The organism is Enterobacter cloacae complex sp. P47BA (genome assembly GCF_014930485.1).
In the GTDB taxonomy this organism is placed as follows: Bacteria; Pseudomonadota; Gammaproteobacteria; order Enterobacterales; family Enterobacteriaceae; genus Enterobacter; species Enterobacter bugandensis.
The window spans coordinates 45,099-59,712 of sequence record NZ_JADBRF010000022.1; the positions used below are offsets into that span (position 1 = coordinate 45,099).

Consider the following 14,614-nt stretch of genomic DNA (forward strand, 5'->3'; position numbering starts at 1 on the left):
TGCCCGGCAAAGGTGTTCTGCCGGGTATTTTTCTTATTGGATCCCCACCAGCCGCAGCAGCGCCGTCACGATTGCCGCCGCGATAATCACCACGATCAGCGGCATTTTTCGCCAGGCTAAAAACACCGCAAAGGCTACGCCGAGCACGCGGGCCATGCCGGCGAAATGCTCCCCTTCATAGAAGGTGGTTGCCAGCGCCACGGAAAACAGCAGCACCGTCGCCGCATCCGACAGCAGCGCCTGAGAGCGTTCGGACAAGGCCAGCCGACTGCCAAGCTTCGCTCCGCCAAGGCGCATCAGGTAGGTACCCGCCGAGAGAATGGCGATGCCGAGAATAAAAAACGTCATGTTTCCCATTATTTTTTCCTCGCAGCGAGACCGAGTAACGAAAGCAGAACCGGTAAACCCACCGGGGCAAACGGCACGGCAGCCAGTGATAACGCGGCACCGCTGCAGGCGCGGATCAGCGTGGTACGGTTTTTAAACGCGGGTACCACTAACGCCAGCAGGATCGCCGGAAACACCGCGTCCAGCCCGATGGTCTCCGGGTCCGGCAGCAGTTTACCGACCATGGCACCCAGCAGCGCCCCCACCGGCCAGATAATCGCCACACCTAAACCGCACAGCCAGTAGGCCGCTTTACGCTGCTCGGGCGTTTTTTGCGACAGGCCAAACACCACGCTTTCATCGTTCATGATGTGACAGCCGAGATAGCTCAAACCCCGTTTGCCCACCAGTTCACGCACCGTCACGCCAAACGGCACATGGCGCGCGTTGACCAGCAAACCGGCGGCCGCTGCCGCCAGCGGGTTACCTCCGCTTGCCACAATGCCGATAAACATAAACTCGGATGCGCCCGCCAGCACCGTGAGGGAAAGCACAAACGGCACCCACAGCGGAAAACCGTAGGCCATCGCCAGGGAGCCGTAAGACATGCCGACCACGCCTACCGCGAGGCAGACCAAAATTATCGCTTTTATCGTGTCGCCTTTCAGGCAAGAGAGGGGATTCTTCATATCATTTTAGCCATATCGAACGTATTTCCATTATAATGAACGCATCAAAATCGTTTTACAAGATGAACGAATCGTTCGTTATAGAGAGAAAGAGGCCGTTTTTATGACGCAGCCAATCAGCGTGATCGCCAAAAGCCTGGTGCGGGAACGCCTGCGAACCGGGCTGTCACTGGCGGAAATTGCCCGCCGTGCCGGGATCGCCAAATCTACGCTTTCTCAGCTGGAGTCTGGCAACGGCAATCCTAGCCTGGAAACGCTCTGGTCGCTTTGCGTGGCGCTGGATATCCCGTTTGCCCGGTTACTGGAGCCGCAGCAGCCCGTCACGCAGGTGATCCGCCGCGGCGAGGGCACCAAGGTGGTTGCCGGGCAGGCAAACTACGAGGCGATTTTGCTGGCGGCGTGTCCGCCGGGCGCGCGTCGTGATATCTATCTGCTGCTGACGCAGCCGGGCGCAGACCGTATTTCCCAGCCGCATCCGCCGGGGTCGGTTGAGCATATTATCGTGACCCAGGGGCGGGCGATGGTCGGCCTGATCGACGCCGCGGAAGAACTCGGCCCGGGCGATTACATTTGCTACCCTGCCGATCAGCCGCATATCTTTAAGGCGCTGGAGCCAGACACCCACGCCCTTCTGGTGGCGGAACAAAATTAACGAAGATACGGAAAATCATGTCGCTCAAAGCCATTGCTAAAGAACTGGGGCTGTCCGTCACTACCGTCAGCCGCGCCCTCAACGGGTATGACGATGTTTCTGCTGAGACGCGCGCCCGCGTGGAGGCGGAGGCTCAGCGCCGTGGCTACCGACCTAACACCTTCGCCCGCCGCCTCAAGATGGGTAAAATCGACGCCGTCGGGCTGGTCTTTCCCGTACACCCTGTTCCGCTCAATAACAGCGTATTTATGGACATGGTCGGCGAAATTAGCCACGAACTGGCGCGACATGAGATCGACTTATTGCTCATCGCCGACGACGATCTGGCCGATAAGCACAGCTATATGCGCATGGTGCAAAGCCGCCGCGTCGACGCGCTGATCGTGGCGCACACGCTGGATCACGATCCGCGTCTTGAGCAACTTCAGGCCGCCGGGTTCCCCTTTCTGGCGCTCGGGCGCAGCCAGCTGCCGCAGCCGTACGCGTGGTTTGACTTCGACAACTATGCCGGTACGCATCAGGCCACCCGCTGGCTGATCGAGAAAGGCCATCAGCGCATTGCGCTACTGGGCGAGAGCAATAATCAGGCATTCATCACCCAGCGTCGTCATGGCTATCTGGACGCGCTGCGGGAAGCCGGGCTCTCCAGCGAATGGCTGCGCGCCATGCCCCCTTCGCGTCGCGTGGGGTATGCCACCACGAAAGAACTTCTCTCCCTGCCTCAGCCGCCCACGGCCATCATTACCGACTGCAACACCCACGGCGACGGCGCGGCGATGGCGCTGGCGGAACTGGGCCGCCTGACAGGCGAGAACGCCGTTGCGCTGGTGGTTTATGACGGACTTCCGCAGGACAGCATCGTTGATGCTGACGTGGCGGCAGTGATCCAGTCCACTCGTCAGGGCGTCGGGAAACAGATTGCCGATATGGTGCGCCAGCTGATTAACGGCGACGACGTCGAACGGCTCCAGGTGCTCTGGCAGCCCGAATTCTTCCCGGGCCAGACGGCCTAAACCGCGTAAATTTCCAAACCCGATCACAGATCCGAAACGTTTTGGTTTGTATCCGAAACGTTTCGGATCAACACTCAAGGCATCCCGACGACAGGAGATGTCTGATGCAAGATGCCATTTTACGACTCGAAAGCACCACGGTTGACGTGGTGATAAAAACCCAACCGTTCGCCGAAATTCTCTACTGGGGGGCGCACCTTCAGCACTTTTCGCCGCAGAATGTCGCTACGCTGGCGCGGCCGGTGGCAAACGGCAGGCTGGATGTGGACTCCCCGGTAACGCTGATGGCCGAGCTGGGGCACGGGCTGTTTGGCTCGCCCGGTATTGAGGGGCATCGCCAGGGGCTGGACGGTTCTCCGGTGTTTAAAACCACGCAGGTGCAGCAGGACGTAAACACCCTGACGATAACCGCCGAAGATGGATGCGCGGGCCTGCGTCTGACCAGCGAGCTGACGCTGGAGGCCAGCGGCGTGCTGGTGGTGCGCCATGGAGTAACCAACCTGAAAGCGCTGGCGTGGCAGGTGGACCGATTCGCCGTCACGCTGCCGGTGGCCGAGCGCGCGCAGGAGGTTATGGCCTTTCACGGACGCTGGATCAGAGAATTTCAGCCGCACCGCGTCACGCTTGAACACGACAGCTTTATCATTGAAAACCGTCGGGGTAAAACGTCCCACGAACATTTCCCGGCGCTGATCGCCGGTACGCCATCGTTCAGCGAAATGCAGGGCGACGTCTGGGGCGTGCATCTGGGCTGGAGCGGCAACCACCGCCTGCGCGCCGAAGCGAAAACCGATGGTCGCCGTTATATACAGGCCGAAGCGCTCTACCTGCCGGGTGAAATGGCGATTGAAGAGGGCGAAACGCTCTGGACGCCGCGCCTGTATGCCAGCTACTCCCCGCACGGGCTGAACGGCATGAGCCAGCAGTTCCACCGCTACCTGCGCGACAGCATCATCCGCTTCCCGGAAAACAAACCGCGCCCGGTACACCTCAATACCTGGGAGGGGATCTACTTCAGCCACGATCCGGAGTACATCATGCGCATGGCCGATGAGGCCGCCGCGCTGGGCGTGGAGCGCTTTATCATTGACGACGGCTGGTTCAAAGGCCGCAACGACGACCATGCCGCGCTGGGCGACTGGTACCTGGATGAGAAAAAATACCCGAACGGCCTGACGCCGGTAATCAGTCACGTTAAACGGCTCGGCATGGAATTTGGCATCTGGATCGAGCCGGAGATGATTAACCCGGATTCCGATCTCTATCGCGCGCATCCTGACTGGGTGCTGGCGCTGCCGGGCTATCCCCAGGCGACCGGACGACACCAGCTGGTGCTCAATCTCAACATCCCGCAGGCCTTTGATTATCTCGTGGAGCGCATGAGCTGGCTGCTGGGCGAGCATGCGGTTGACTACGTGAAATGGGACATGAACCGCGAGCTGGTGCAGCCCGGGCACAACGGTAAAGCTGCCGCCGACGCGCAGACCCGCCAGTTTTACCGCCTGCTGGACGTGCTGGGCGAGCGTTTTCCGCACATTGAATTTGAATCCTGCTCCTCCGGCGGGGGGCGAATCGATTATGAAGTGCTGACCCGCAGCCATCGCTTCTGGGCGTCCGACAACAACGACGCGCTGGAGCGCAACACGATCCAGCGCGGCATGAGCTACTTTTTCCCGCCGGAGGTGATGGGGGCGCATATCGGTCATCATAAATGTCACGCCACCTTCCGCCAGCACAGCATCGCTTTCCGTGGGCTTACTGCGCTGTTTGGGCATATGGGGCTGGAGCTGGATCCGCTCACCGTCGATGCGCAGGAGCGTGAGGGCTATCGCCATTATGCCGCGCTGTATAAGCGGTGGCGTGAGGTGATTCATCACGGTACCCAGTGGCGCGTGGACATGCCGGATGCCACCACGCTGGCGCAGGGTATAGTGAGTGAAGACAAAGCGCAGGGGCTGTTTATGGTCAGCCAGCTCGCGATGCCGGATTACACCCTGATGATGCCGCTGCGCATGCCGGGGTTAGACGCCAGCGCGCAGTACCGTATTACGCTGCTGGATCACCCGAACATTCAGATCACGGGCGAGGGCGGGCACACCATGCGCAAGCTGCCGGCGTGGATGGAAGCCTCGCAAACGGCAAGCGGTGAATGGCTGATGCGGGCGGGTATTGCGCTGCCGATTCTGGATCCGGAAACCGCCATTCTGATTGGCGTGGAACGCGTGTAAAGGTGACGGGCCGGGCAGCCGGCCCTCCGTTGAGGATAAAAATAATGAACACAACAACATGTACCCACAAAGACAACCCCAATTTCTGGATCTTCGGGCTGTTCTTCTTTCTCTACTTCTTCATCATGGCCACCTGCTTTCCGTTCCTGCCGATTTGGCTGTCGGACATCATTGGCCTGAATAAAACCCATACCGGGATTGTCTTCTCCTGCATCTCGCTGTCGGCCATCGCGTTCCAGCCGGTGCTGGGCGTCATTTCGGACAAGCTGGGGCTGAAAAAACACCTGCTGTGGATAATCTCGGTGCTGCTGTTTCTGTTCGCACCGTTTTTCCTGTACGTCTTCGCGCCACTGTTGAAAACCAATATCTGGCTGGGCGCGCTGAGCGGCGGGTTGTATATCGGCTTTGTTTTTTCAGCCGGATCCGGGGCCATTGAGGCCTACATTGAACGCGTGAGCCGCAACAGCCTCTTTGAATACGGCAAGGCGCGCATGTTTGGCTGCCTCGGCTGGGGCTTGTGCGCCTCAACGGGCGGCATCCTGTTCGGCATCGACCCGTCGTATGTTTTCTGGATGGGATCGGCGGCGGCACTTTTGCTGATGCTGTTGCTGGTGGTCGCGAAACCGAAGCCCAACCAGACGGCGCAGGTCATGAACGCCCTGGGCGCGAACCAGCCGCAGATCACCGCTAAAACCGTGTTCAACCTGTTCCGCCAGCGCAGAATGTGGATGTTCATCCTGTACGTAATTGGCGTGGCCTGCGTGTATGACGTTTTCGACCAGCAGTTTGCCACCTTCTTTAAAACCTTCTTCGCCACGCCGCAGGAAGGAACCCGTGCCTTTGGTTTTGCCACCACGGCGGGGGAGATTTGTAACGCCATCATCATGTTCTGCTCGCCGTGGATCATTAACCGCATCGGCGCGAAGAACACGCTGCTGATCGCCGGGGTGATTATGGCGACGCGCATTATCGGCTCGTCGTTTGCCACCACCGCCGTGGAGGTCATCGCCCTCAAGATGCTGCACGCGCTGGAGGTCCCGTTCCTGCTGGTGGGGGCATTCAAGTACATTACCGGAGTGTTTGATACGCGCCTGTCGGCCACCATCTACCTGATTGGTTTTCAGTTTGCCAAACAGTCGGCAGCGATTTTCCTCTCCGCCTTTGCCGGAAATATGTATGACCGAATCGGCTTTCAGGAGACGTATCTGATGCTGGGCTGTTTCGTGCTGGCGATTACGGTGGTGTCGACGTTTACGCTGAGCAGCAGGCGGGAGATTGCTGCCACCACAGGGGCGGCAGCGTTAACGCATCACTCCAGGTAAAACACCTCTTTCAGCCCGGCGCTCACCGGGCTGTTATCCGGGTTCGACGGCATGACGTCAGCCATATATTTCCACCAGCGCTGGCACACGTCGGTATTCGCCACCGCGTTCCAGCGCTCCTCCGACTCAATCTCCACCGTCGCAAACAGCAGGTTGCGTTCTCTGTCGAGATAAATGGCGTAGTGGTGCGCGCCGTGGGCTTTCAGCACCGCTTCCAGTTCGGGCCAGATCGGATTGTGGCGACGCGCGTACTCCTCGTGCGCGTCCGGATTTATCTGCATCACAAACGCTTTGCGGATCATAATGCCTCCAGGTACAGCTCGCGGACCTCGTCGCGGCTGGCGGTACGTGGGTTACAAGGCGCACACGGATCGGCGAGGGCTTTATCCAACCAGCCTTCGATATCGGCTTTGGTGACGCCGAGCTGGCTGAAGCCTGACGGAATGCCGACGCGGGCGCTCAGGTCGCGAATCGCCTGAATGGCGGACATGCTTGCGGCTTCATTGCTCATCCCGCGGGTATCGACGCCCATTGCCTCCGCCACGCGGGCAAAACGCGCGACCGCGTTCGGGCGGTTAAAGTTTTCGATGATCGGCAGCAGGATGGCGTTGCACACGCCATGCGGCAGGTTGTGCGTTGCGCCCGGCTGGTGCGCCAGAGCATGTACCAGCCCCAGCCCGGCGCTGTTAAACGCCATACCCGCCAGGTACTGACCAAACGCCATCTGCTCGCGCGCTTCCACGTTATGACCGTCGTCGACCGCTTTCGGCAGCCAGAGGTTAATCAGGCGAATCGCTTCCAGCGCGTTGGCATCGGTCAGCGGGTGTGCGCCAACGGACACGTAGGCTTCAATGGCGTGCGTTAACGCATCCATACCGGTCGCGGCGGTCACGGAGGCCGGAATATCAAGCATCACGCTGGCATCGTCCACGGCAATATCCGGGATGATGTTCGGGTCGATAATCACCTCTTTCACCTGGCGCGCGGAGTCGATGATCACCGCGTTGCTGGTCATCTCTGCCGCGGTGCCTGCGGTAGTGTTAATCGCCACCAGCGGCACGCCTGCGTTTTTCACCTTGCCGACGCCGGAGTAATCGGTAGACGGGCCTGGATTAGCGGTGAGGATTTTAATCGCCTTGGCGGTATCAATCGGGCTGCCGCCGCCAAAGGCGATGATGTAATCACACTCCGCGTCCCGGTAAGCCGCAAATCCTTTTTGCACCAGCGCTTCCGTCGGGTTCGGAAACACCTCATCGAACAGGTGATATGACATTTGATGGGCGTCCAGCGCGGTAAACAGGCTGTCGAGCAGGCCCAGTTTCACCAGTTGGCCGTCGGTGACAATCAGCGCTTTGCCCCACTGCCTGGTCGCCACCAGGGTGACCATATCGCCGATTGCACCCGCGCCATGCAGGCTAATTTTGGGAAGTGCCAACATAAAGCTCATGATAATTCTCCTTAACTATCGCCTGTGGCGTTACGCGTATAAATCCAGGGCCGACTGCATCGGGGTAACGCCAAAACGTTTGCCCAGCGCGATCAGCTCTTCCCGGGGGATGGTCTGCTTCATGCCGCCCATGGAGTAGACCTTCACCAGCACTTCTGCGGATTTCTCGGCGGTGTCGATCAGGCCGAAGGTTTCATCCAGCGTCGGACCGCTGCCGAAGACGCCGTGGAACGGCCACAGCACCAGCGAATGTTTTTGCATATCTTTGGCGGTCGCCTGGCCGATCTCGTCGGTACCCGGCACCATCCACGGCAGAATGCCGACGCCGTCCGGGAACACCACCAGACACTCGGTACTGCCTTCCCACAGCTTGCGGGTAAAGAAATCAGAATTATTTTCCAGCACGTAGGTCAGGGCGATCAGGTTAGTGGCGTGGCAGTGCATGATGACGCGGTCTTTGCCGTTGGTCGCCTTGATGCGCTCGCAGTGGGAGAGGAAGTGCGCCGGCAGTTCAGAGGTCGGCACCGCGTCGTCCGTTAGCCCCCACAGAATGTGGTAGCCCGCGCCGTCGCTGTCTACCCTCACGACGCCGAGATTGGCTTCCGGGTCCAGTTGAACGTTACGGAAGAACTTGCCGGAACCGGTAACGATAAACGGCGTGTTGGCGAGCAGCGGCATCGGCTGACTCAGGGCAATATAGCGCGGCTTCTGGTGAAAATCGGCGGCGTAGGGCTCGATGTCCGCATCGTCCAGGCGCAGCGTGAGGTTGCCGCCGTTGCGTTCATCCCAGCCCTTCAGCCAGGCGTCGGAGGTGGCTTTGATCATGCCCTGGACGAACCAGGAGGTGGTGATGGTCTGCATACAGTGTTTCCTTTGAAAATGCCGGGTGGCGCTACGCTTACCCGGCCTGCTTTTACCTGTAGGCCCGGCAAGCAACGCGCCGCCGGGCGATATTTTTTACTGACGAGCGGCGAGCACGTCTTTTTCATACGCCCGCACGTTGTCCAGCCACTGGCTGCCCGCAGGCGCATCGTGACGCTGGCAGTACATCTCCCATACCGCCTGCCACGGCAGGGATTTTTGCTCCTCCAGCAGCGCCAGACGCGCGGTGTAGTCGCCGTTTTCTTCAAGCTGTTTCAGCGCAGCAGTCGGCTCCAGCAGAGCGCGCAGCAACGCTTTCTTCATGTTGCGGGTGCCGATAACCCACGCCGCGATGCGGTTGATGGAGGCGTCAAAGAAGTCGAGGCCGATGTGCACGCGGTCATACAGATCGTGGCGGATGATTTCGCTGGCAATCGCCTGGGTTTCGTCGTCCAGCAGGACCACGTGGTCGCTGTCCCAGCGCACCGGACGGCTGACGTGCAGCAGCAGGCGCGGCACGTAGAGCATGGCGGCGGAGATTTTGTCGGAGATCACCTCGGTCGGATGGAAGTGGCCAGCATCCAGGCACAGCGCGGTCTGGCGGCTGGTGGCGTAGCCCATGTAGAACTCGTTTGAGCCCACGGTGTAGCTCTCTGCGCCAATGCCGAACAGCTTGCTCTCCACCGCGTCGATATGGTGCGACGGGTCCAGCTTTTCGCTGATGGCTTCATCCAGCGCGGCCAGCAGCCGCTGACGCGGGGCCAGTCGGTCTACGGTGATGTCCTTCATGCCGTCCGGGATCCAGATATTCATCACCGACGGCGTGCCAAGCTGTTCGCCGAAATACGCCGAGACGCGTCGGCTGGCTTTGACGTGGTCGATCCAGAACTGCCGGATTTCGTCGTTGGCGTGTGCAAGGGTAAACCCGTCCGCGCTCAGCGGGTGCGAGAAGCAGGACGGGTTAAAATCCAGTCCCAGCCGGTTGGCCTTTGCCCACTCCACCCAGTTCTTAAAGTGTTCCGGTTTGATTTCGTTACGCGCGACCGGCGAGTCCGATTCGAGATAAATCGCGTGCAGATTCAGGCGTTTTGGTCCTGGGATCAGGCTCAACGCCATTTCAAGATCCGCACGCAGTTCGGTGGCGTTGCGCGCTTTGCCCGGGTAGTTACCCGTTGCCTGAATGCCACCCGTCAGGGAACCGCCCGGATTCTCGAAACCGGCGACGTCATCACCCTGCCAGCAGTGCATGGAGACGGGCAGACGGTCGAGCTGGCGCAGCGCCTCTTCGACATCCACGCCGACGGCGGCGAAACGCTGTTTAGCCAGGTCCCAGGCTTGTTCAAGTTGAGTGGTCATGCGCAAAGCTCCTTAGTCAGTCGTTTTTGCTGAAACTGCGCCCGGTAGCGGGCAATGTCATGGCAGGGATTGGGGGTGAAGGTGGTCAGGCTGTTATTCGCCGTCACCACCGAACGGAAATCGTCGACGTTTGATAGTTCGTCCAGCGTCATCAACTGAATGCCAATGTTGCCGAGCGTGGAAGCCTCTACGGGACCTGCCACCACCGTAATGCCGCAGGCATCGGCGCAGAGCTGGTTCAGCAGCCGGTTCTGGCAGCCGCCGCCCACGATGTGCAGCTGGCTGAACGGTTTACCGCGAAGGTCAGCCAGTTCGCTCAGGATGTCGGCATAGAGCAGGGCGAGGCTGTCAAAAATACAGCGCGCCAGCTCGGCGGGGCGGGAAGGTACCGGCTGCCCCGCGTCAAAACAGGCGGCCTGGATCTCAGCGCTCATGTGCACCGGGTTAATAAAGCGGTCGTCGTTCGGGTTAATCAGGAAGGTGCAGGCCTTCAGTTTTTCGGTTTCCGCGATAAGCGCGGGCAGGTCGGTGACGTTCTGCTCTTTCAGCACCCGCTGAAGCAGCCACAGGCCCATGATGTTCTTCAGCACGCGGTAGCGTCCTTCGGCACCGCCTTCGTTGGTGATATTGGCGGCCAGCGCGGCGTCGCTGGTGTAAGGCGTTTTGCTCTCAAAACCCATCAGCGACCAGGTGCCGGAGGAGAGATAGGCCGCGTCTTTGCTGGCGAGCGGCGAGGCAATGACCGCGCTTGCGGTGTCGTGACTGGCGACGGCGACAACGGGAATTTCATTCCCCTGCGGGCAAATCCACTGGCCGATCACATTGCCCGGATGGGTTGGCGCGCCGAACCAGGACGGCGAGGCGCCCGTCCATGCCAGCAGGTGTTCATCCCAGTTATCGGTGTTGATATTGACCAGCTGCGTGGTGGTGGCGTTGGTGTATTCCCAGTTCATGTTGCCGGTCAGACGATAGCTTAAGTAATCCGGGATCAGCAGTGCATGCGCCACCTTTTCAACCAGCTCTGGCTGTTGCTCCACCAGCGCGCGCAGCTGGTACAGCGTGTTAAACGGCAGAAACTGAATGCCGCTGCGACCATAGATGTTCTCCTTGCCAAGCTGCGCGATGGCGTGCGCCATCAGCCCATCGGTGCGGCTGTCGCGGTAGGAGACGGGCAGGCCGACGCGTTCGCCGTGACTGTCCAGCAGCACGTAATCCACGCCCCACGTATCAATGCCGATACTGTCGATGCGGATACCGTTTTCGAAGACGTTGTGAAGTCCGGTGCGGATCTCCGCCTCCAGCGCATCGATATCCCAGGTCACAAAACCGTCCTGTTTTTGCAGACAATTGGCGAAACGGTGCATTTCGCGAAGCGTAAGGGTGTGCTGGTCACAGTCCCAGGTGGCGAGCATTACACGGCCGCTGGATGCGCCTAAATCGACAGCCACACAATGGCGAAAAGTCATGGTCGGGTCCTTTCTTAAGTCATTAGCGATGAGTGTAAGAAAGGGAAGAAATAGCCACCTTCTCTCCACTGACAGCCCAAATCTCGCGCTGGCAAGAAAGCAAAGGTGAACGTGAGGGAGTTCACAGTTTCCAGTAATGGCGGGGTTTGCAGGCAGTGTGACGCTGACCGCATTTCCCGATCTTTCCGCCTGTTTCTTGAAAAACCGGCAGCTTTTGCGCGGTTTACTGTCAAAAATTTAAGGTGAGCGTGAAGGGCCTTAATTACTATTTTGAGAACTTTTCTCATTGGTGGGGGCCGTTATGACCGTACTGCACAGCGTCGATTTTTTTCCTTCGGGGGCTTCTCCCGTCGCGATTGAGCCACGGCTTCCTCAGGCTGCGTTCCCGGAGCATCATCATGATTTTCATGAGATTGTGATTGTTGAGCACGGAACGGGCATCCACGTGTTCAATGGTCAGCCGTATACCATCAGCGGCGGTACGGTGTGCTTCGTGCGCGACCACGACAGACACCTGTATGAACATACCGACAACCTGTGTCTGACCAACGTGCTCTATCGTTCCCCGGACGCGTTCCAGTTTCTCTCCGGGTTGAATCAGCTGTTGCCGCAGGAGAAAGACGGCCACTACCCGTCGCACTGGCGGGTGAATCAATCCACGTTACAGCAGGTGCGTCAGCTGGTGAGCCAGATGGAGCAGAGCGAGGACGGGCAGGAGACGCACGCGATTGCCACCCGCGAGCTGCTGTTTATGCAGCTGCTGGTGCTGCTGCGCCGAAGCAGCCTGGTGGAAGGGATGGAAAATAATGACGCACGGCTGAACCAGCTCATGGCCTGGCTGGAAGATCATTTCGCTGAAGATGTCTGCTGGGAAACGCTGGCGGACGACTTTTCGCTCTCGCTGCGCACGCTGCATCGTCAGCTCAAGCAGCATACCGGGCTCACGCCGCAGCGTTACCTTAACCGTCTGCGCCTGATCAAAGCGCGTCACCTTTTACGGCATACCGACGAAAGCGTTACAGAAATTGCTTATCGCTGCGGTTTCGGCGACAGTAACCACTTTTCGACGCTATTTCGCCGGGAATTTAGCTGGTCGCCGCGCGATATTCGTCAGGGGAAAGACGCGTTGTTTCAGTAACGCGAGGGCAGTCACCGTTTTCAGGCCGCAAAAAAGCTAATAATGCCCGTTTATTCGCCGTAGAGGTTGTCGTGTGGCCGCTCAGTTAATTCTTCGCAAAGATGATTTTTTTGCCTCCGCGAGTCAGGCCGTCGCGGTGGCCGACCGTTACCCGCAAAATGTCTTTGCCGAGCATACCCATGAGTTCTGCGAGCTGGTGCTGGTGTGGCGCGGCAACGGCCTGCACGTCCTCAACGACCGGCCCTACCGCATCACGCGCGGGGATCTGTTTTACATTCGCGCCGAAGACAAACACGCCTACGCCTCGGTTAACGATCTGGTGTTGCAGAACGTCATCTACTGCCCTGACAGGCTTAAACTGAATGTCGACTGGGCGAGCAACATTCCGGGCATTCTGAATGCCGGAGGCGAACCGCACTGGCGCTTAAGCAGCAGCTGCATGGCTCAGGTGCGCCAGACGATTTCCCAGCTGGAGCAGGAGAGCCAGAAGAGCGACCCGGTGGCAAACCAGATGTCGGAGCTGCTTTTCGCCCAGCTGGTGATGACCCTGAAGCGTCATCGTTACGCCACGGATAATCCCTCCGCCACCACGCAGGAAGCGCTGCTGGATAAGCTGATCGCCCGGCTTGCGGGCAGTCTGAACAAGAGTTTCGTACTGGAAAAATTCTGCGAGCAGGAGCAGTGCAGCGAGCGCGCGCTGCGCCAGCAGTTCCGCACCCAGACGGGGATGACGATAAACCATTACCTGCGCCAGCTGCGCATCTGCCACGCCCAGTATCTGTTACAGCATACGGAGCTGATGGTCAGTGAAGTGGCGATGCGCTGCGGCTTTGAGGACAGTAACTACTTTTCGGTGGTGTTTAACCGTGAGGTGGGAATGACGCCGGTTCAGTGGCGTCATCGCAGTCGAAAAGCAGCGTAATTAGTTCGCCATGCCGAGGCCGACGATATTGGCCGCAATGATAATCACCACGCAGCCCAGGCTCAGTACGCCAACCGGACGACGTCCGGCGTTGTTCCACTCCTTCAGCACCAGCCCAACCAGCCCGCCGCACAGCACGTAGAAGCTCATGTGCAGCATCCAGCTTATGTAGTCGTACTGCGGCGGAATGCTGGCGTGGCCCCAGGCGTAGAAGAAGAATTGCAGATACCACATCAGGCCGCCGAGCGCGGAGAGCAGAACGTTGGTGAGGATCAGCGTTTTTGCCAGCGAGAAGTCGGCTTTTACCGACAGGTTCTTCACTTTTGCCAGACGAATGAAGCAGAAACCGAGGTTTACCAGCGCGCCGCCGCCCATGATCACCACGTAGCTTGGCAGGGCAACATACAGCGGGTCAACGCCCAGCGCCGCAGCGGCGTCGTGCATCGGTTTGGCGGCGTTCATGGCGAACGACATGCCCGCCGAGAAGACCCCGCACATCACCGCCAGCAGCAGCCCTTTCTTCAGGTTGAACTCTTCGGCCCTGATGCCCATCTTGCGTTCTTTTAGCTGTCCTGCGCGGGTGACGATCCCCACGCCGATCACCGCCACCAGCACGCCCAGCAGCGTCATCCGACCGCCCTGGGTGTTGATCAGCACGTCGAAATGGCCGTTAAGAATGGGCGTCATCAGGGTGCCCACTATCAGCGTAATGCCAATCGCGATGCCGATACCCATCGACATCCCGAGGTAGCGCATGGTCAGGCCGTAGTTGATGTTGCCGATGCCCCACATCGCGCCGAACAGGAATACCGGCAGCAGGGTGGAGGCGTTGAAGGAGGAGAAGTAGCCCCAGAAATCGGGCAGCAGCATGGCGCTGATTGTCCAGGGCAAAATCAGCCAGGACACGGTACCGCCAACGGACCACATGGTTTCCCACGACCAGCCTTTCACCTTTTTGAACGGGGCATAGAAACAGGCTGCACTGGCTGCGCCTATTAAATGCCAGAAGATACCCATCGTAATCGCATGATTCATTTTTACGTCCTCATCGTTTTTATAGCCGGAGGCTTCCCCCCGACTTGATGAGTGTAAAAATTAGGCTGTTCAGGAACCTTCAGAAGGTTGCCGCACTTTTGTTTTGAATGGCAATCAGCACGTTAAGCGCGTGAGCAGACTCACAATTCCTTTATTTC

Annotated in this window: 14 protein-coding genes; 6 read left to right on the forward strand and 8 right to left on the reverse strand. The window is 59.1% G+C overall.

Annotated elements, in window-relative coordinates:
- Nucleotides 1-33: 33 nt before the first annotated feature.
- Together IM299_RS19730 and IM299_RS19735 are read right to left on the reverse strand one after the other, a co-directional pair.
- Nucleotides 34-357, reverse strand: a complete 324-nt coding sequence (locus tag IM299_RS19730) for an AzlD domain-containing protein (protein WP_193357987.1) — start codon at nt 355-357, stop codon at nt 34-36.
- Nucleotides 357-1,016, reverse strand: a complete 660-nt coding sequence (locus IM299_RS19735; protein WP_028014867.1) for an AzlC family ABC transporter permease — start codon at nt 1,014-1,016, stop codon at nt 357-359. The genes IM299_RS19730 and IM299_RS19735 overlap by 1 nt, the downstream gene beginning before the upstream one ends.
- A gap of 103 nt (nt 1,017-1,119) precedes the next feature.
- On the opposite strand from IM299_RS19735, the gene IM299_RS19740 reads away from it, so the two are divergent.
- From IM299_RS19740 to IM299_RS19755, 4 genes are all read left to right on the forward strand, one after another.
- Nucleotides 1,120-1,668 (forward strand): helix-turn-helix domain-containing protein, encoded by a 549-nt coding sequence (locus tag IM299_RS19740; RefSeq protein ID WP_003861973.1) that lies wholly within the window; start codon nt 1,120-1,122, stop codon nt 1,666-1,668.
- Between the two features lie 17 nt (nt 1,669-1,685).
- The gene (locus IM299_RS19745; RefSeq protein WP_047362476.1) at nt 1,686-2,681 is read left to right on the forward strand and encodes a LacI family DNA-binding transcriptional regulator; all 996 of its coding nucleotides are present in this window, start codon (nt 1,686-1,688) and stop codon (nt 2,679-2,681) included.
- A 104-nt stretch (nt 2,682-2,785) separates the two neighbouring features.
- Complete coding sequence (locus tag IM299_RS19750; RefSeq protein WP_193357988.1) at nt 2,786-4,909, forward strand: alpha-galactosidase; 2,124 nt, start codon at nt 2,786-2,788, stop codon at nt 4,907-4,909.
- A gap of 44 nt (nt 4,910-4,953) precedes the next feature.
- The gene (locus IM299_RS19755; RefSeq protein WP_193357989.1) at nt 4,954-6,231 is read left to right on the forward strand and encodes an MFS transporter; all 1,278 of its coding nucleotides are present in this window, start codon (nt 4,954-4,956) and stop codon (nt 6,229-6,231) included.
- On the opposite strand, the gene rhaM is transcribed toward IM299_RS19755, so the two are convergent.
- The 5 genes from rhaM to rhaB form a co-directional block, all read right to left on the reverse strand.
- The gene (rhaM, locus tag IM299_RS19760; RefSeq protein ID WP_028014863.1) at nt 6,219-6,533 is read right to left on the reverse strand and encodes an L-rhamnose mutarotase; all 315 of its coding nucleotides are present in this window, start codon (nt 6,531-6,533) and stop codon (nt 6,219-6,221) included. The genes IM299_RS19755 and rhaM overlap by 13 nt on opposite strands.
- The gene (gene fucO / locus IM299_RS19765; protein ID WP_193357990.1) at nt 6,530-7,678 is read right to left on the reverse strand and encodes a lactaldehyde reductase; all 1,149 of its coding nucleotides are present in this window, start codon (nt 7,676-7,678) and stop codon (nt 6,530-6,532) included. The genes rhaM and fucO overlap by 4 nt, the downstream gene beginning before the upstream one ends.
- A 30-nt stretch (nt 7,679-7,708) precedes the next feature.
- Nucleotides 7,709-8,539 carry a rhamnulose-1-phosphate aldolase gene (gene rhaD, locus IM299_RS19770; protein ID WP_193357991.1) on the reverse strand — a complete coding sequence of 277 codons (831 nt, stop codon included), beginning with the start codon at nt 8,537-8,539 and terminating at the stop codon, nt 7,709-7,711.
- Between the two features lie 96 nt (nt 8,540-8,635).
- On the reverse strand, nt 8,636-9,895 hold the full coding sequence (gene rhaA, locus IM299_RS19775) for an L-rhamnose isomerase (protein WP_193357992.1): 1,260 nt from the start codon (nt 9,893-9,895) through the stop codon (nt 8,636-8,638).
- Nucleotides 9,892-11,361: a rhamnulokinase gene (rhaB, locus tag IM299_RS19780; protein ID WP_193357993.1), complete on the reverse strand. Its 1,470-nt coding sequence runs from the start codon at nt 11,359-11,361 to the stop codon at nt 9,892-9,894. The genes rhaA and rhaB overlap by 4 nt, the downstream gene beginning before the upstream one ends.
- 301 nt (nt 11,362-11,662) lie before the next feature.
- Between rhaB and rhaS the strand changes: the two genes are divergently transcribed.
- Complete coding sequence (rhaS, locus tag IM299_RS19785; RefSeq protein ID WP_193357994.1) at nt 11,663-12,499, forward strand: HTH-type transcriptional activator RhaS; 837 nt, start codon at nt 11,663-11,665, stop codon at nt 12,497-12,499.
- Between the two features lie 73 nt (nt 12,500-12,572).
- Entirely contained in the window at nt 12,573-13,421 is an 849-nt protein-coding gene (rhaR, locus tag IM299_RS19790; protein ID WP_193357995.1) for an HTH-type transcriptional activator RhaR, read from the forward strand.
- Here the strand turns inward: rhaR and rhaT are convergent, their stop codons facing one another.
- Nucleotides 13,422-14,456 (reverse strand): L-rhamnose/proton symporter RhaT, encoded by a 1,035-nt coding sequence (gene rhaT, locus IM299_RS19795; RefSeq protein WP_048958120.1) that lies wholly within the window; start codon nt 14,454-14,456, stop codon nt 13,422-13,424.
- Nucleotides 14,457-14,614: the final 158 nt, after the last annotated feature.